Here is an 18,536-nt window from a genome sequence, read left to right as displayed (position 1 = left end):
TCACAGTAATGTTACATTTCTCACAGAAACAGTAAGACTATATGTAGTAACATTTTAATCACAAGACAACAACATATTGGTGGAGGGTTATAAATGTTACGAAATATTACACGTGGAGAAGAATTAATGAAAGTGTTTGAGACGATAGTCCACGGCAATGAACAAGATTTAATGCAAGAAAATGCAAATGTAGACGGCCGCTCTCCAATGGGCGTAATGGGAACGTTCGCATCTGAGAGTGCAAAATATTATGCTGTTGAGAATTTATTGTCAGATCAAGTGAAAAAAGCGATAAATGAAAATATATTATATCCACATGATTTAGATTTTTATACGACAGGAACGACGACTTGTTCGCAAATTCCGTTAGCGCAAATGCTTGCTAACGGTTTTCATACTGGACATGGACATATGAGACAACCGCAAGACATTAAAAGTGCATTGGCTCTTTCGTCTATTATTTTTCAAGCGAATCAAAATATGCAGCATGGTGGTCAATCGTTTGCACTCTTTGATATTGATTTAGCACCTTATGTACGAAAAACAATTGAGAGACATAAAAAACGATTACAATCATATCCGCTTACGAAAGAACAAATAGAAGAATTCGCGTGGAAAGAAACGGAAAATGATACGTATCAAGCGTGTGAGGCTTTCGTTCATAATTCGAATAGTATGCATAGTAGGGGCGGAGGACAAGTACCGTTTATTTCTATTAATTACGGAACAGACACATCAAAAGAAGGAAGACTGTTGATTAAACAACTTTTAAAAGCGACACAAGCTGGGCTTGGTAAAGGAGAGACACCGATTTTTCCGATTCAAATTTTCAAGATGAAAAAAGGTGTGAATTTTGAAGAAAGTGATCCGAACTACGATTTATTTGAATTAGCATTAGAGACAACTGCAGAGCGATTATTCCCTAACTTTTCATTTTTAGATGCTCCGTTTAATGCAGTGCATTATGATGGAAGACCAGAAAGTGAAGTATGTTACATGGGATGTCGTACCCGTGTTATGTCTAATATACATGGAGAAGAAACAGCGATTGGTAGAGGGAATTTATCATTTACGTCTATTAATTTAGTGAAATTAGCGTTAATTAGTGGTTCAAAAGAAGCATTTTTTGAAGCGCTAAACTACTATTTAGATTTAGGAATTAAGCAGCTATTAGAAAGATTTGCGTATCAATGTACGAAGCGAGCAAGAGATTTTCAGTTTTTATATTCACAAGGTGTATGGCGTGGTGGAGAAACATTGCAGCCTGAAGACTCCGTAGCTTCGATTTTAAAACAAGGGACGTTAAGTATTGGTTTTATCGGTCTTGCGGAATGTTTAGTAGCTTTAACAGGAAAGCATCATGGGGAAGATGAAGAATCATGGAAACTTGGGTATGAAATTATTTCCTTTATGAGAGATAGAATGGATAAAGCGACAGAAGAACATCAACTGAATTTCTCGATAATTGCAACTCCAGCGGAAGGATTGTCAGGGAAGTTTGTGAAAAAAGATAGAGAAGAATTTGGCGTGATTAGCGGTATAACGAACCATAATTACTATACGAATTCATTCCATATTCCAGTTTATTATAACATTCAAGCGATAAAAAAAATCCGTTTAGAAGGCCCGTTCCATGCTCTATGTAATGGAGGACACATTACGTATATTGAACTAGACGGAGCAGCAATGCATAACAAAAAGGCATTAAAACAAATTGTACAAGCCATGGCAGAACATGGTGTTGGATACGGTTCAATTAATCATCCTGTTGACCGTTGTAAGTGCTGTAGTTATCACGGGGTTATTGGAAATGAATGTCCAAGTTGCGGGAATGAAGATGAGGCTAATATAGAAAGAATTCGCCGCATAACAGGCTATCTTGTAGGAGATATGTCGAAGTGGAATAGTGCGAAACGTAGTGAAGAGATAGATCGGGTGAAACATAAATGAAAGTGATGAATATTATTCATGATAGTGTAGTAGATGGAGAAGGATTGCGGACGGTCGTGTTTTTTGCGGGCTGTCCGCATCGTTGTGTCGGTTGCCATAATCCAAAATCGTGGAATATTTGCAACGGAACGGAAATGACAGTAGAAGAAATTGTGAAAGAGATTGCAAGTAATCCATTAACTGATGTAACATTTTCAGGTGGAGATCCATTTTTTCAAGCTGCTGAAGTAAAAAAGGTAGCAAAGATCGTGAAAGATTTGAAAAAAAACCTATGGATGTATACAGGTTATACGTTAGAAGAGATACAGAGTTCTCAAAATAATGATATGATAGAGTTGTTACATTATGGGGATGTTTTGGTCGATGGAAGGTTTGAAATTGAGAAAAAAGATTTAACACTTCCATTTCGCGGAAGCTCCAATCAACGTATTATTCGATTGAAAGAGTAAAAAGGCGGGATAGATTATATGAATAAAACAGTATTGCTTGTTGAAGATGAAAGAAGACTACGTGAAATTGTTAGTGATTATTTTCGTAATGAAGGCTTTGAAGTAATCGAAGCAGAAGATGGAAAAAAAGCGTTAGAGTTATTTGCAGAGCATGAAATTGATTTAATTATGTTAGATATTATGTTACCGGAAATAGATGGATGGTCTGTTTGTAGACGAATTAGAAAAGAATCAGCAGTACCAATTATTATGTTGACAGCACGTTCGGATGAGGATGATACATTGTTAGGTTTCGAATTAGGTGCAGACGAGTATGTAACGAAACCATTTAGCCCGAAAGTGTTAGTAGCTCGCGCGAAGACGTTATTGAAACGTGCGGATGGTGCGGTAGGAGTAGCGGAAGAAAATGCTATGTCTTTAGCTGGAATAGAAGTGAATCGTCTATCTAGAACTGTTTTAGTAGATGGAGAAGAAATTATATTGACACATAAAGAATTTGAACTTCTCGTTTATTTAATGGAGAACAAAGGAATCGTGTTATCACGTCAACATTTATTAGACCAGTTATGGGGATATGACTATTACGGTGATGACCGAACGGTTGATACCCATATTAAAAAACTTCGAAATAAGCTGGGAGATAAAGCGACGCATATCGGTACTGTTATTCGAGTTGGTTATAAATTTGAAGAATAATCTAGAACGATTTGTGTAATTTAGCCTAGGAAAATGGCGATTTGATACTCTCTTTTGAAGGTAGAATGTACAAAAAATACTTTTCTTGTCTACAATGTTAGATAGGAGTATTTTTTTAATTGGATTTCACGATGAGTTCACAAGAAGGACACAAAACGTGACTATACTGAAAATACGAATTCACCAGAGAGGGGAAATAAAGCATGGGATATTACGACGGACCAAATTTAAATGAAGAGCATAGTGAAACGAGAGAAGTGAGAAAATCAGGTAGTAAAAAAGGCTATTTCTTCACAGGTTTAGTGGGGGCTGTAGTCGGAGCGGTTTCGATTAGTTTTGCAGCACCATATATGCCATGGGCTCAAAATAATGGAGCGCCAGTATCATCATTTAGTTCGGATTCAAAAGTAGAAGGTACTGTAGTTCCAGTTGTAAATAAAGCGAAAAATGAAACTGATTTACCTGGTATGATTGAAGGGGCGAAAGATGTTGTTGTAGGTGTTATTAATATGCAACAAAGTGTTGATCCATTTGCGATGCAACCGACAGGTCAAGAACAACAAGCTGGTTCAGGATCAGGTGTTATTTATAAAAAAGCAGGAAATAAAGCATATATTGTAACAAACAACCACGTAGTAGATGGAGCAAATAAACTTGCTGTAAAACTAAGTGATGGTAAAAAGGTAGATGCAAAGTTAGTAGGGAAAGATCCTTGGTTAGATTTAGCTGTTGTTGAAATTGACGGATCTAATGTGAATAAAGTTGCAACTTTAGGTGACTCAAGTAAAATCCGTGCGGGTGAAAAAGCAATTGCAATCGGTAACCCACTTGGATTTGACGGAAGTGTAACGGAAGGTATAATCAGTAGTAAAGAACGCGAAATCCCAGTTGATATTGATGGCGATAAACGCCCAGATTGGCAAGCACAAGTTATTCAAACTGATGCAGCGATTAACCCTGGTAATAGTGGTGGTGCATTATTTAACCAAAACGGTGAAATAATTGGGATTAATTCAAGTAAAATTGCACAACAAGAAGTTGAAGGAATTGGATTTGCTATTCCAATTAATATCGCAAAGCCAGTTATTGAATCACTTGAAAAAGACGGAGTAGTAAAACGTCCAGCTCTTGGAGTAGGTGTCGTTTCGTTAGAAGATGTGCAAGCTTATGCAGTCAATCAATTGAAAGTACCGAAAGAAGTAACGAATGGTGTTGTATTAGGTAAAATTTATCCAATATCACCGGCAGAAAAAGCTGGTTTAGAGCAATATGATATTGTAGTAGCATTAGATGATCAAAAAGTAGAAAACTCACTTCAATTCCGTAAATATTTATATGAGAAGAAAAAAGTAGGCGAGAAAGTAGAAGTTACTTTCTATCGTAACGGTCAAAAAATGACGAAAACAGCTACTTTAGCAGATAATTCAGCTACAAAGAATCAATAATCGAAATAAAAGAAAGTCTCTTTCATATTGAAAGAGACTTTCTTTATCGGCTATACTAAAGGAATAGGAGGGATTAATTATGACAATTGAAAACCCAACTCGTACGGAAATTGGTGAAGTATTAAAGAAAAGCAAAACAATTGCGGTTGTTGGATTATCAGATAAGCCAGAACGTACATCGTATATGGTTTCAAAAGCAATGCAAGATGCTGGATACCGCATTATTCCAGTTAATCCAACAGTAGATGAGGTGCTTGGAGAAAAGGCAGTTTCTTCACTAAAGGATATTAAGGAACACGTTGACATTGTAAATGTATTTCGTCGCTCAGAGTTTTTAATGGATGTTGCAAAAGAATTTGTAGAGATTGATGCAGATGTTTTTTGGGCACAATTAGGAGTACAAGATGAAGATACATATAAACTTTTAAAAGAAAAAGACTATACTGTAATAATGGATCGTTGTATTAAAGTAGAACATGCGATGACAAAATAGTATAGATTTAAAGGTAGAAAGATTGATTCAGCCCTCATTATAGATAAGTAGGGCCGATGAACGAGGTGTTCATCATGAGATTTTTTAAAGGCTGTTTTTGGGGATTGTTATTTGTAATCCCATTTTGGATTTTGATCATTTGGATCATAATAAAGGTTTGGAATGTGTAATCTTGGAATACATATCCATTTCTCGTTGACAAACGATTATTTTTCTGAAATAGTAGCCTAGAGGAATCCTTGTGAGAAAACAAGGATTTTTCTATTGAAGATGGTATATAAAAGAGATAAGATAACTTGCCAAAACTATAGTCGAGGCGTTATTCTATAATAGAAACATATGTTCTGATTTTGGATTAGGAAAGGGGCAAGGAGTTTGGCGAAGCATCAGTTCCAATATAATGAAGATGCGATTCAAGTGTTAGAAGGACTTGAAGCCGTTCGAAAACGCCCGGGTATGTATATCGGGAGTACGGATAGCCGTGGATTGCATCATTTAGTATATGAAATAGTAGATAACTCCGTTGACGAAGCGTTAGCGGGATTTGGCGACGAAATTTCAGTCGTAATACATAAAGATAATAGTATTAGCGTTATAGATAAAGGGCGAGGAATGCCTACGGGAATGCATAAACTTGGGAAACCTACACCTGAAGTTATTTTAACTGTACTTCATGCAGGTGGTAAGTTTGGTCAAGGTGGCTATAAAACGAGTGGTGGTTTACACGGTGTTGGGGCATCAGTTGTAAACGCCTTGTCAGAATGGTTAGTAGTAACAATTAAACGTGATGGTAGCATTTATGAACAACGCTTTGAAAATGGTGGCGTTCCTGCAACGACGTTAGAGAAAATCGGGAAAACAAAAGAGTCTGGTACGACAATGCACTTCAAACCAGATACAACGATTTTCAGCACGACAAATTATAATTATGAAACATTATGTGAGAGATTACGTGAATCTGCATTCTTATTAAAAGGAATGAAAATCTCGATAAAAGACGAACGTAATGATTTAGAGGATGTATTTCATTATGAAACAGGAATTGAAGCTTTCGTTTCATATTTAAACGAAGAAAAAGATTCAATTCACCCGGTTGTATACTTCACTGGTGAACAAAACGGGATTGAAGCAGAACTAGCATTCCAGTTTAATGATGGTTACTCAGAAAATATTCTTTCGTTTGTAAATAACGTACGTACAAAAGATGGTGGAACACACGAAGCTGGATTTAAAACAGCAATGACGCGTGTGTTCAATGAGTATGCTCGTAAAGTTTCATTATTAAAAGAAAAAGATAAAAATTTAGAAGGTACAGATATTCGTGAAGGTGTAGCGGCTATCGTTTCTGTACGTGTACCAGAAGAAGTACTTCAGTTTGAAGGACAAACGAAGGGGAAACTTGGTACAAGTGAAGCTCGTTCTTCTATTGATGCCATTGTATCAGAGCATTTAGCTTACTTTTTAGAGGAAAACCCGGATGTAGCTACACTTCTTGTGAGAAAGGCAGTTAAAGCAGCGCAAGCACGTGAGGCTGCTCGTAAAGCGAGAGAAGAAGCACGTAGTGGTAAGAAGAAAAAAAAATCAGAAGGTACGTTAAGCGGGAAGTTAACACCTGCACAATCACGTAATCCTCAGAAAAACGAATTGTATTTAGTAGAGGGTGACTCTGCCGGTGGTTCAGCGAAACAAGGACGAGACCGTCGTTTCCAGGCCGTATTACCATTACGTGGTAAAGTAATTAATACAGAGAAAGCAAAGCTTGCTGATATCTTTAAAAATGAAGAGATTAATACAATCATTTATGCGATTGGCGGCGGTGTAGGAAATGAATTTGATGTTGAAGATATTAACTACGATAAAGTTGTAATTATGACCGATGCCGATACGGATGGAGCTCATATTCAAGTATTGTTATTAACGTTCTTCTACAGATATATGAAGCCACTTATCGAAGCTGGTAAAGTGTTTATCGCACTTCCTCCTTTATACAAAGTAAGTAAAGGAAAAGGTAAGAGTGAGGTAATTGAATACGCTTGGTCAGATGAGGAATTAGACGGTGTAACGAAAAAAGTTGGCAAAGGCTATATGTTACAACGTTATAAAGGACTTGGTGAAATGAATGCGGATCAATTATGGGAAACAACAATGAATCCTGAAACGCGTACATTAATTCGCGTGAAAATTGATGATGCAGCAAGAGCAGAGCGTCGCGTTACAACATTAATGGGCGATAAAGTAGAACCACGCCGTAAATGGATTGAACGTAATGTACAGTTTGGTATGCAAGAAGAAGGAAATATTTTAGAAAATGAAATGATTATGGAGACGGAGGTGGAATAACATGCAAGCAGAGAAGTTTCATGACCTCCCGCTTGAAGACGTGTTAGGTGACCGCTTTGCACGTTATAGTAAATATATTATTCAAGATCGTGCACTTCCAGATGCACGTGATGGCTTAAAGCCAGTACAAAGGCGTATTTTATATTCTATGTATGTAGAAGGTAATGTACATGATAAAGCGTTTCGTAAATCAGCTAAAACAGTAGGTAATGTTATTGGTAATTATCATCCACATGGAGATTCCTCTGTATATGAAGCAATGGTACGCTTAAGCCAAACTTGGAAAGTACGTAATGTTTTAGTTGAAATGCATGGTAATAACGGTAGTGTTGATGGGGATCCAGCGGCAGCAATGCGTTATACGGAAGCTCGTTTATCACCAATCGCATCTGAATTATTACGTGATCTTGATAAAGAAACAGTTGAATTCGTGTCAAACTTTGATGATACAAGTGAAGAACCAGTTGTATTACCAGCAGCGTTCCCGAATTTATTAGTGAACGGATCTACAGGGATTTCCGCTGGTTATGCAACAGAAATTCCTCCGCATCATCTTGGAGAAGTTATTGACGCTACAATGATGCGTATTGATAAGCCAAATAGTACTGTTGATGATTTATTAACAGTTATGAAAGGACCAGATTTCCCAACAGGTGGTATTATTCAAGGGATTGATGGTATTAAAAAGGCGTATGAAACAGGTAAAGGTAAAATTATTATTCGCGGAAAAGCAGAAGTTGAAACAGTACGCGGTGGGAAACAACAAATTGTAATCACTGAAATTCCTTACGAAGTGAATAAGGCGAACCTTGTAAAGAAAATGGATGAATTACGTCTAGATAAAAAGTTAGATGGTATTGCTGAAGTACGTGATGAGACAGATCGTACTGGTTTACGAATTGTTGTTGAATTAAAGAAAGAAGCAAACGCCGAAGGTATTTTAAATTATTTATATAAAAATACAGATTTGCAAATTCCATATAACTTTAATATGGTAGCGATCAATAATCGTCGTCCAACACTTATGACATTACCGAAAATTTTGGATGCTTATATTGGACATCAAAAAGAGGTTATTACGAGACGTTCACAGTATGAATTAAGAAAAGCAGAAAATCGTCAACATATTGTAGAAGGTTTAAAGAAAGCATTATCGATTTTAGACCAAGTAATCGAGACAATTCGAGCTTCAAAAGATAAACGTAATGCGAAAGATAATTTAAGTGCAAAATTTGGCTTTACAGAAGCACAAGCGGAAGCAATTGTATCCTTGCAATTATATCGCTTAACGAATACAGACATTACGGCGTTACAAGAAGAAGCAGATGAGCTTAATAAGAAAATTCTAGAGCTACAGTCAATTTTACAAAGTGAAAAAAGATTACTTCAAGTCATTAAAACTGATTTGAAGAGAGTTAAGAAAACATATAGTGATGATCGCCGTGCTATTATTGAAGAGCAAATTGAAGAAATTAAAATAGACGTAGAAGTGATGATTCCACAAGAAGATGTCATCGTTACTGTAACGAAAGAAGGATATGTGAAACGTACTGGATGGCGCTCGCATAATGCCTCAAACGGCAAAGACTTCGGTATGAAAGAGGGTGACATCTTACTTGAACGATTCGATACGAATACGACTGAAACAGTTCTTTTATTCACAAGTAAAGGAAACTATATATATCTTCCAGTATACGAAATGCCAGATATTCGTTGGAAAGATTTAGGTCAGCACGTTGCAAATATCGTTTCACTCGACCGAGATGAAACAATCATTTGGGCAACGGTTGTACCGAACTTTGAGGAAGAAAAACGATTTATCGTATTTGTAACGCGAAATGGTATGATAAAGAAAACAGAATTAAATCAATATAAAGTTCAGCGTTATTCAAGGGCATTCGTTGCTGTAAACTTGAAAAAAGGTGATGAAGTTGTCGATATATTTGCGACAGATGGAACGAGTGATATCGTTCTTGCTACACATGGTGCATATGCACTTATTTTCCATGAAGATGAAGTAAGTCCAGTCGGTGTAAGAGCTGCTGGTGTGAAAGCAATTAATTTAAAAGAAGATGACTATGTCGCTTCTGGTAAACCATTAAATGGTGACAAAGATCAACTTATTCTCGTAACGCAGCGCGGTGCTGTAAAGCGTCTAAAAGCATCAGAAATTGAGAAATCGACGAGGGCAAAGCGAGGTCTTGTTATTTTCAAAGAGTTAAAACGTAATCCGTACCGCATTGTCGGTATTGAAATTGTTCGGGACGATGAATTAGTTTACATGAAGACGGAGAAAAACATTGTAGAAGAAATTGATCCGAAAGCGTATCGAAATAAAGACCGGTATAGTAATGGTAGCCTAGTGCTAGATGTTAATGATACTGGTGAAGTAGTAGAAACGTGGACGAAAAAACGACCGGAGTAAAAAAGCATCTTGCTATGAATAGTAGCAAGGTGCTTTTTTCTAGGCAATTTATTATGTAAATGATAATAATCTTGTTATAATAACTGAATGAAATCGTTCTCATAAAGTGGAACTTTAATCAATGGGGAGTTTCTTTATCCACATTGATTATTAGTTGAACCAATCGGGCTTTAACAAGCAGTTGATTCCTCACCTAATTTCTTAGCTTTCGCTGAATTTTGAGTTAGGAATTTTACTGCCCGTTAAAGCGGGACAAATGGAGGGACAACATGAAAAAAATAGGTGTAGGGATTGTAGGATTTGGTTTTTCTAGTACGACATTTCATATCCCACTATTACAAACGATAGAAGAATATGATATTCGTGCTGTATTATCCTCAAAAGAAGAGGTAGTAAAAGAAACATTACCAAACGCTAATGTTGTGAGTACAATTGATGAATTGGTGAAGCGAGCTGATGTTGACTTAGTTGTTATTACATCACCTAATACAACTCATTTTCCATATGTAAAAGAAGCAATTTTAAACGGTAAGCATGTTGTTGTAGAAAAACCATTTGTTGTTTCAATTGAAGAAGGAGAAGAGCTTATTTCATTAGCAGAGCAGCATAATGTAATGTTAAGCGTATATCATAATCGTCGTTTTGATAATGATTTCTTAACAATTAAGAAATTGTTAGAAGAAAACAGAGTAGGGAATGTATACGCATATGAATCGAATTTTGATCGTTTCCGTCCACATGTGCGTGATCGATGGAGAGAAAAAAATCTACCAGGTTCCGGTATATTATACGATTTAGGATCGCATTTAATTGACCAAGCGTTATCAATATTCGGGAAACCAGATGCGATAAGTGCAGATGTAATAAAACAACGACCAGGTGCAGCGGTGGATGATTATTTCCACATAGTACTTCATTACGGATTTAAACGTGTCATTTTACGTAGTAGTAGTTATGTGAAAAAAGCTGGACCGCATTTTATAGTGCATGGAGAGAAAGGTTCTATCGTGAAGTGCGGTATGGATTCGCAGGAAGAGCAATTAAAAAATGGAATGAAGCCAGGTGATAACGGTTATGGAGTAGACGATGAAGAGAATTTTGCTACTTTAGAAACAGAAGAAAGCTTAGAGCGTATTCCAACAGAAGTCGGTTGTTATGACAATTATTATAAAGGTGTACGAGATAGTATATTAAATGGTGAGAAACTGCCTGTAACAGCACAAGAAGGTTTAGATGTTATTAAACTGATTCAATTAGCGATTGAAAGTAGTGAAAAGGGTAGAGTCATTTCTATAAAATAAAAAAGACACGAAATTCGTGTCTTTTTTATTTTTGTGGAACAGAAAGACCATAGAAGAACATCGTAACGATATCTTGTATATGTTTTTCACGATCTCCTTCAAGAAGTTGTGCTCCAAATTCATCACCTAATTTTGTAAACATTTGAATGTAAAGTAACATCATTTCTTTAGTAAGGTGTGGATTAATTTCATTTTTGCGCTGAGCTCGTTCTAATATTTCTAAATACCAGGGCAGGATTTTTTCATTTTGATAACTATAAATAAACTTACGGAGTTCTTCGTCCCTTTGCATCATTTGTAATAACATATCAGGTTGAAATAACCCGCCAGTATTCATTTTTCTTACAATCATTTTTTGCATCATATCATGAAAAGGTAATTTTTCTTCTGCAAGCTCTTTATAATATTGAAATTCAGATATGATAAATTCTTGTATAAGCTCCCTAAATAAAGCATCTTTACTTCCGAAATGATTATAAATTGTAACTTGAGAAACGTTTGCTTCTTTTGCGATATGTTCTATTTTCACTTCATTAAATCCACGTTCTGAAAATAATACGAATGCTGCTTCTTTAATGGCACGCTTTTTCTTTTCTTTTACTCTTTCAAAGCCGTTCAATGCAATCACCTCACTTAAAATATACAAGAAAAAATAATGGAAAACAATAATTTTGAAATATGGACTAATAAATATTTCAAAAAGTTGTTGCGAATATGAAAGATGAGGAGTACAATAATTTTGAAATATCACATATTAAATATTTCAAAAAATGAGGTGGAATTATGATTTCAGTTCAAGATGTCACAAAACAGTTTTCGAATGGAAAAGGTTTGTTTCATATTACATTTGATGTAAAAAAGGGAGAAGTATTTGGTTATTTAGGACCGAATGGTGCCGGGAAATCAACGACGATTCGTAATTTAATGGGATTTATAAAACCGACAGCTGGTAAAGCGACAATTTTTGGATTAGATTGTTGGAATGAAGCAGCGAAAATTCAAAGAGAAGTTGGTTATTTACCGGGGGAAATTTCTTTTATTGAAGGAATGAACGGATTAGAGTTTTTAAAATTAATGCAAGGAATGCGTGGATTAAAGGATACGAAAAGACGAGATGAACTGATAGAGCGTCTGCAATTTGATGTGAAAACACCGATTCGCAAAATGTCTAAAGGAATGAAGCAAAAAGTAGGGATAGTCGCTGCATTTATGCACGATCCAGAGGTGTTAATTTTAGATGAACCAACATCTGGACTTGATCCACTTATGCAGCAAGTGTTTATAGATTTAATATTAGAGGAAAAGCAAAGAGGAAAAACAATCCTGATGTCATCACATATTTTTACTGAAATTGAGAGAACTTGTGACAGAGTAGCTATTATTAAAGATGGTCGACTCGTAACGGTTGAAAATATTCACGATTTACAAAGTATGAGAAGACAGGTGATAGATGTAACAGTATCATCACAAGAAGAGATTGAGTCCCTTACAAAGTGTAATTTGCAATTTGAAGCGGTAAAAGGCAGAGAGGCATCTATCATTGTACAAGGAAACTATCAAACTGTTTTACAAACACTTTCAAACTATAATGTAACGGCACTTCAAACGAGAGCGATGGATTTAGAACATTTATTTATGCATTATTACGATAAGAAAGAAGGGATAACGCATGAATAAGCAATTGTTTTTAGCTAGTTTGAAAGAAACACAAAAAAGTATTTTGAGTTATGCGTCTGGTGCGGCTTTATATTTGTGGTTATTAATTTGGATATTCCCGTCAATGGTATCAGCGAAAGGGCTAAATGAATTAATAGCTGCCATGCCTGATAGTGTGAAAAAAATCGTTGGTATGGAAAGTCCGATTCAAAACGTAATGGATTTTTTAGCTGGTGAATACTATAGTCTATTGTTTATTATCATTTTAACAATTTTTTGCGTAACAGTTGCGACACATTTAATTGCTCGTCATGTAGATAAAGGAGCAATGGCATACTTGCTAGCAACACCTGTATCTAGAGTGCAAATTGCTATTACACAAGCTACTGTTCTCATATTAGGACTTCTGATTATTGTATCTGTTACGTATGTAGCTGGGTTAGTAGGTGCAGAATGGTTTTTACAAGATAATAACTTAAATAAAGAATTATTTTTGAAGATAAATGTAGTCGGAGGGCTCATATTTTTAGTCGTTAGTGCGTATTCATTTTTCTTTTCTTGTATATGTAATGACGAAAGAAAAGCACTAAGTTATTCAGCGAGTTTAACTATCTTATTTTTCGTATTGGATATGGTAGGTAAATTAAGTGATAAGTTAGAGTGGATGAGAAGTCTATCATTATTCACGCTGTTTCGCCCGAAAGAAATCGCTGAAGGAACGTATAATATATGGCCGGTAAGTATAGGGTTAACTGCTGGAGCGCTTTGTATTTTCTTAGTAGCGATTGTAGTATTTAGGAAGAGGGATTTACCGTTATAAAGTAGAAAGTCCACTAGAAAGTGGGCTTTTTTTATTTGTAAATTTAAACTAGTATGTTTATCACATAACACTTATAAAGGATATTTATCTTTTTAATTAAAAAAATATTCAAAAAAATGAACCTTTTTCTAGGTTCATACGTCTAATACATGTAAAGTTAAATTGGAAGTGATGAAGTGAGGATGAAACAGGAGGAGCAATTGTGAAAGTAATCCCTTTATATAAAATGATTATAAAAGAAGAAACGGATGTTTCTTTAGCGAAAAAAGGTGATCATGAAGCCTTTATAGCGCTTATACATACAGAAAAAGTGAAGATGTATCGAATAGCAAAGGCGATGTTACGTGATGAGACAAATATAGAGGATGCGATACAGACAACAATTTTAAAGGCCTATGAAAATATAAAAAAATTAAAAAAAGAAGAATTTTTTCAAACTTGGTTAATTCGAATACTAATAAATGAGTGTAACAATATTATTAGAGCGTATAAAAATGTAATTGTGACAGAAGAGAATGATTACAATATGAGTGCGTGTGATCAGTATGAAGATATAGATTTGTGTAATGCGATTCAATCGTTACATGAAGAATTAAGAGCTGTTACGGTGCTTTATTATTATGAAGATATGAATCAAGAGAGTATAGCAAAGCTTTTAGAAGTACCAAAAGGAACAGTGAAATCCAGATTGTCACGCGCAAGGGAACAACTACAAAAACGATTAAAGATGGAATAGGGGGTGTAAAGGGTGGATAATGAAAAATTATTTGATGAGAAATTAAAAAAGAGAATAAAAGATGAAAATGTTATAGTACCTCCAGAGTTAAATGAAAAGATTAATGGCACACTACATAATCTTCAGGTAAAAAAGAAGAGTTACAAAATTCATATGATGATAATTAGTGCAGCGGTTTGTATACTTTCAGTGGTATCTATGTCTGAGTTTTCTATCCAAAGTTTTGCGCAAAACGGTGGAGTATTTGAATATGTAAAGAAAAAAGCGTTTTCTGATTATGAAAATGAAGAAGAAATAAAATCGAATGTACATTATCCAGATAAAGAAAAGATTCATCAAAAGATGCTAGATTCTATTGATTATTTTAAAAATATTTCAGGACAATTTGAGGAATATTCTAGCTCATCAAGAGTTGCTACAACATATAAGTATGCGATTGATACGGAAAAACAAAGAGGTATCTCTTCGAAAGAAGATAAACTAGCGAAAAAACGAACAATTATATATAACGAGGGCAAGAAAAAAGAGTTTGATGATGAGAAGCATACCTATAAAGAGACAAAATGGAACCCGAAAGAAAGAAACAATGAACTATTAAAATTAAATCCTACGGAAAGGTTATTGAAAAAATCAGGTGAAAAAAGGCGATATGATGATGAATATGTAGGACTAGCTAAGTATAGTATTCAATCAGAATTCGCAGATTTGTTAATTCGATATAAAGATTGGAATTATAAAGAAACGAAATATCTTGGATTAGATTGTTACAAAATTGAAGGAGTCATCAACATAGAGATGCCTGTTAGCACCTCTGAAAATTTAAGAGGGAAATTCGAAATGGTTGTGGAGAAAAATACAGGGATTATATTGAAATTTCTTAGTTTTCAAGAAGGCTTGATTCAATATTCACTTACGACTGAATGGATACAAATAGATAAAGGATTGAAAGAAAGTGTGTTTCAAAAGGATAGCGCTAAATATGAAAAAATGAAAAACATATTGGATGAATAGAAACAGGAGGAGAGTAAATGAGGAATCATTCATCTTTAAGAGAAGAGAAAAATAAGCAAAAATATAAAAAGAAAACGATAATAAGTTTACTACTAGCGGTATTACTATTTGGTGGAATTGGCTATGGAACCTATGTATATATGAAAACTTCTAGTCTCGTACAAAAATCTAATTTGAATTTAGCACGAGGTGAAAAATCCAATTTACGTGAGAAATCTGTAAAGCCAATTGCAAATCATGTTTCACTTTTAATTATGGGAATTGATGAAAATCAAGAACGACAAAAGGAGTATAATGGTGCATTTCATACAGATGCGTTATTGTTAGCCACCTTTAATAAAGATGATAAAACAGTGAAATTAACGAGCATACCGCGTGATACATATACATATGTTCCAGTTCAAAAGAAAAAAGATAAAATAACCCATGCATATGGAAGTGGTTTCGTTCAAAATGGTAAAGATGGAGGACCGCAAGCTTCAGTGGAAGCGGTAGAAAAATTGTTACAGGTGCCTGTTGATTATTTTGTGAAATTTAATTTTGGTTCCTTTACTAAAATTGTTGATGGGTTAGATGGTATTGAGGTAGATGTCCCAGTTGAATTTACGGAGCAAAATAGTAAAGATGAACCTGATGCGATCCATTTGAGAAAAGGATTACAAAAATTAAATGGGGAAGAAGCACTTGCACTAGCAAGAACGCGTCATATTGATAGTGATGCAATGAGAGGTCAGCGCCAACAGCTTGTTATCGAAGCGATGTTAAGTAAATTAAAAAGTGTAGGTTCGATTACGAAACTAGAAAAAATGGTTGAGGCGGTTGACGGCGATTTTAAAACAAACTTAGTAATGGATGATATTTTATCTTTTTATAAATACGGTTTAAACGGTTCAGTTGAAAAAATACAATTAGCTGGTGATGATTTATATTTACCTAATGGCCCAAACGGACAACGTGTATATTATTATAATCCTAATAAAAAAGATCTACAGAGTTTGAGTAATACTCTTAGAACACATCTAGGATTAAGCGAAAAGCAAATTGAGGAGAATTGAAGCAGGCGAAATGTCTGCTTTTTTATTTTTGTAGAAAAGAGGTTTGGTATGATATACATTATTTATTAACAATAATTTACAAGTATTTTGTAGCGGAGGGATATAAAGACTATTAAATCAATACATAGAATTCAATGAGATATAGTGTTTCGAAAGATTATGGAATTTTTATGAATATTACTGTAAAAAAATAATTTTTTAAAAATTTTCAATAATAACACTTTACAAAACTCAAAAAATTAGTAGAATAATAGTTAATAAGAATCTTCTGATAAATATATAAAGAAAAACAGAATTATCAGAAAATTCTTAAATGAGAGCGTTAAGAATTAGGGAGGGTACAGAAAGTGAAAAAGAAAAAAATGAAAAAACTAACAGCGGTTGTAGTACCAGTTTTAGCAATGAGTATGGCATTAACAGCATGTTCTACATCAGGTGGAGATAAGAAGACAAGCACGAATTCTAGCTCTGGTGGAGATAGCAAATCAGAAGGGAAATTAGCAGCAAAACAAGTACTAAATCGTACTGAAACAAATGAGATTCCAACAATGGATACTTCTAAAAATACAGATACATTAGGTTCTCAAATTTTAGGGAACACAATGGAAGGTTTATATCGATTAGATAAAGATAACAAACCAATCCCAGCTGCTGCAGAATCAAGCACGAAGAGTGAGGATGGTAAAAAATATACATTTAAACTACGTAAAGATGCAAAATGGTCAAATGGTGATCCTGTAACAGCGAAAGATTTCGCATATGCATGGCAACGTCTATTAGATCCAAAAACAGCTGCTGAGTATGCATTTATCGCATTCCCAATTAAAAATGCAGAAGCGGTGAATAAAGGTGAAAAACCTGTAGCAGAGCTAGGAGTAAAAGCGGTAGATGACTATACGCTTGAAGTTGAGTTAGAACAAGCAGTACCATATTTCTTAAACTTAGTAGCATTCCCATCGTACTATCCATTAAATGAGAAGTTCGTGAAGGAAAAAGGAGATAAATACGGTTTAGAGTCTGATACAACAGTATATAACGGACCGTTCGTTCTTACTGATTGGAAGCATGAGCAAGGTTGGAAATTAAAGAAAAACGACCAATATTGGGATAAAAAGACTGTAAAACTAGATGAAATTAACTATAGTGTAGTAAAAGAAGTAGCTACAAGAGTAAATTTATATGATACAAATGCAATTGATTTTGCGCTTCTATCAGGTGAATTCGTTGATAAGTATAGAAATAATAAAGAAGAGTTTGGCACATATTCACAAGTAAGCACATACTTCTTACGTCTGAACCAAAAACGTGGCGGACAAGATACACCGCTAAAGAGCCAAAAATTACGTGAAGCAATCGCGCTTTCTATCGATAAGAAAAATCTATCAAATGTAATTTTAAATGATGGATCTAAACCTGCGGACTTCTTAGTACCAAAAGGATTAGCAAGTGGTCCAGACGGTAAAGATTTCCAAGAAACATTTAAAAATGGTATTAAGCCAGATGCGAAAAAAGCAGCAGCTGCATGGAATGAAGCGAAAAAAGAACTTGGAAAAGACCAAGTTACAATTGAGCTATTAAACTATGATACTGGTAATGCGAAAAAAGTTGGAGAATATGTAAAAGACCAAATCGAGAAAAACTTAAAAGGTGTAACAGTTAATATTAAACTTCAGCCATTCAAACAAAAGCTAAAATTAGAAACAGAGCAAGATTATGATTTATCATTTGCTGGTTGGGGACCTGACTACGCTGACCCAATGACATTCTTAGATATGTTCCAGTCTAATCATTCTCATAACCAAATGAGCTTCGCTGATTCAAAGTATGATGATATGATCAAAAAAGCTGGCGGAGAATTAATGGGTGACGCGAAGAAACGTTGGGAAGAGCTAGGAAAAGCTGAGAAATTACTTCTTGAGCAAGATGTAGCGCTTGTACCTTTATACCAACGTGGTGATGCATATGTTCAAAAACCAAATGCAAAAGGCATCGTTCACCATAACATCAGTCCAGAGTATAGCTTCAAGTGGGCATATATGACTGAAAAAGATGGAAAATAATTTTTAAACAGTAATGTTATCTTTAAGTAGATGTATACAAGTTTATTAGCTTATTTTGTAGTGAGAATCTCGTTGGCCACAATAGAAAGATAAATGATA

15 protein-coding genes are annotated in these 18,536 nt (G+C 34.9%); 14 read left to right on the top strand and 1 reads right to left on the bottom strand.

Features of this window, described 5'->3' with window-relative positions:
• Nucleotides 1–93: 93 nt before the first annotated feature.
• The 8 genes from RT27_RS13515 (at nt 94) to RT27_RS13480 (ending at nt 11,099) form a co-directional block, all read left to right on the top strand.
• Nucleotides 94–1,950, top strand: coding sequence for an anaerobic ribonucleoside triphosphate reductase (locus RT27_RS13515; RefSeq protein ID WP_029443030.1), 1,857 nt, complete (start codon nt 94–96; stop codon nt 1,948–1,950).
• Nucleotides 1,947–2,399, top strand: coding sequence for an anaerobic ribonucleoside-triphosphate reductase activating protein (gene nrdG, locus RT27_RS13510; protein ID WP_000867078.1), 453 nt, complete (start codon nt 1,947–1,949; stop codon nt 2,397–2,399). Before RT27_RS13515 ends, nrdG begins: the two co-directional genes overlap by 4 nt.
• Nucleotides 2,400–2,417: 18 nt before the next feature.
• A complete protein-coding gene (locus RT27_RS13505) occupies nt 2,418–3,095 on the top strand; it encodes a response regulator transcription factor (protein ID WP_029443029.1) in 678 nt (225 codons plus the stop codon).
• A 203-nt stretch (nt 3,096–3,298) separates the two neighbouring features.
• A complete protein-coding gene (locus RT27_RS13500; RefSeq protein WP_016080677.1) occupies nt 3,299–4,540 on the top strand; it encodes a trypsin-like peptidase domain-containing protein in 1,242 nt (413 codons plus the stop codon).
• Between the two features lie 79 nt (nt 4,541–4,619).
• A complete protein-coding gene (locus RT27_RS13495) occupies nt 4,620–5,033 on the top strand; it encodes a CoA-binding protein (protein WP_000151390.1) in 414 nt (137 codons plus the stop codon).
• A 375-nt stretch (nt 5,034–5,408) separates the two neighbouring features.
• Complete coding sequence (parE, locus tag RT27_RS13490; RefSeq protein ID WP_016080678.1) at nt 5,409–7,373, top strand: DNA topoisomerase IV subunit B; 1,965 nt, start codon at nt 5,409–5,411, stop codon at nt 7,371–7,373.
• 1 nt (nt 7,374) lies between these two features.
• Nucleotides 7,375–9,798 carry a DNA topoisomerase IV subunit A gene (gene parC / locus RT27_RS13485; RefSeq protein ID WP_016080679.1) on the top strand — a complete coding sequence of 808 codons (2,424 nt, stop codon included), beginning with the start codon at nt 7,375–7,377 and terminating at the stop codon, nt 9,796–9,798.
• A gap of 269 nt (nt 9,799–10,067) precedes the next feature.
• Nucleotides 10,068–11,099 (top strand): oxidoreductase, encoded by a 1,032-nt coding sequence (locus RT27_RS13480; protein ID WP_043936422.1) that lies wholly within the window; start codon nt 10,068–10,070, stop codon nt 11,097–11,099.
• 25 nt (nt 11,100–11,124) lie between these two features.
• On the opposite strand, the gene RT27_RS13475 is transcribed toward RT27_RS13480, so the two are convergent.
• Nucleotides 11,125–11,727 (bottom strand): TetR/AcrR family transcriptional regulator, encoded by a 603-nt coding sequence (locus RT27_RS13475; RefSeq protein WP_116777626.1) that lies wholly within the window; start codon nt 11,725–11,727, stop codon nt 11,125–11,127.
• 155 nt (nt 11,728–11,882) lie between these two features.
• On the opposite strand from RT27_RS13475, the gene RT27_RS13470 reads away from it, so the two are divergent.
• The 6 genes from RT27_RS13470 to RT27_RS13445 all read left to right on the top strand — a co-directional run bounded on the left by RT27_RS13470 (nt 11,883) and on the right by RT27_RS13445 (nt 18,437).
• On the top strand, nt 11,883–12,776 hold the full coding sequence (locus tag RT27_RS13470; RefSeq protein ID WP_029443026.1) for an ABC transporter ATP-binding protein: 894 nt from the start codon (nt 11,883–11,885) through the stop codon (nt 12,774–12,776).
• Nucleotides 12,769–13,575, top strand: a complete 807-nt coding sequence (locus RT27_RS13465) for an ABC transporter permease subunit (protein ID WP_016080684.1) — start codon at nt 12,769–12,771, stop codon at nt 13,573–13,575. The genes RT27_RS13470 and RT27_RS13465 overlap by 8 nt, the downstream gene beginning before the upstream one ends.
• 202 nt (nt 13,576–13,777) lie before the next feature.
• The gene (locus tag RT27_RS13460; protein WP_043936421.1) at nt 13,778–14,311 is read left to right on the top strand and encodes a sigma-70 family RNA polymerase sigma factor; all 534 of its coding nucleotides are present in this window, start codon (nt 13,778–13,780) and stop codon (nt 14,309–14,311) included.
• Nucleotides 14,312–14,323: 12 nt separating this feature from the next.
• The gene (locus RT27_RS13455) at nt 14,324–15,322 is read left to right on the top strand and encodes a hypothetical protein (RefSeq protein ID WP_043936420.1); all 999 of its coding nucleotides are present in this window, start codon (nt 14,324–14,326) and stop codon (nt 15,320–15,322) included.
• 17 nt (nt 15,323–15,339) lie between these two features.
• On the top strand, nt 15,340–16,377 hold the full coding sequence (locus RT27_RS13450) for an LCP family protein (protein ID WP_043936419.1): 1,038 nt from the start codon (nt 15,340–15,342) through the stop codon (nt 16,375–16,377).
• 347 nt (nt 16,378–16,724) lie between these two features.
• Entirely contained in the window at nt 16,725–18,437 is a 1,713-nt protein-coding gene (locus RT27_RS13445) for a peptide ABC transporter substrate-binding protein (RefSeq protein ID WP_043936418.1), read from the top strand.
• Nucleotides 18,438–18,536 lie beyond the last annotated feature (99 nt).

This window comes from Bacillus sp. L_1B0_5 (genome assembly GCF_000836715.1).
GTDB lineage: Bacteria > Bacillota > Bacilli > Bacillales > Bacillaceae_G > Bacillus_A > Bacillus_A thuringiensis_S.
The sequence above is the reverse complement of the archived record's forward strand: the minus strand, read 5'-3'. Positions and strand labels throughout refer to the sequence as shown.

Excerpts from the sequence above, each read along its gene's own strand:
- RT27_RS13500 (WP_016080677.1), top strand. The coding sequence starts at position 3,299 with ATGGGATATTACGACGGACCAAATTTAAATGAAGAGCATAGTGAAACG.
- RT27_RS13465 (WP_016080684.1), top strand. The coding sequence starts at position 12,769 with ATGAATAAGCAATTGTTTTTAGCTAGTTTGAAAGAAACACAAAAAAGT.
- RT27_RS13505 (WP_029443029.1), top strand. The coding sequence starts at position 2,418 with ATGAATAAAACAGTATTGCTTGTTGAAGATGAAAGAAGACTACGTGAA.
- nrdG (WP_000867078.1), top strand. The coding sequence starts at position 1,947 with ATGAAAGTGATGAATATTATTCATGATAGTGTAGTAGATGGAGAAGGA.
- parC (WP_016080679.1), top strand. The coding sequence starts at position 7,375 with ATGCAAGCAGAGAAGTTTCATGACCTCCCGCTTGAAGACGTGTTAGGT.
- RT27_RS13480 (WP_043936422.1), top strand. The coding sequence starts at position 10,068 with ATGAAAAAAATAGGTGTAGGGATTGTAGGATTTGGTTTTTCTAGTACG.
- RT27_RS13495 (WP_000151390.1), top strand. The coding sequence starts at position 4,620 with ATGACAATTGAAAACCCAACTCGTACGGAAATTGGTGAAGTATTAAAG.
- RT27_RS13450 (WP_043936419.1), top strand. The coding sequence starts at position 15,340 with ATGAGGAATCATTCATCTTTAAGAGAAGAGAAAAATAAGCAAAAATAT.
- RT27_RS13515 (WP_029443030.1), top strand. The coding sequence starts at position 94 with ATGTTACGAAATATTACACGTGGAGAAGAATTAATGAAAGTGTTTGAG.
- RT27_RS13470 (WP_029443026.1), top strand. The coding sequence starts at position 11,883 with ATGATTTCAGTTCAAGATGTCACAAAACAGTTTTCGAATGGAAAAGGT.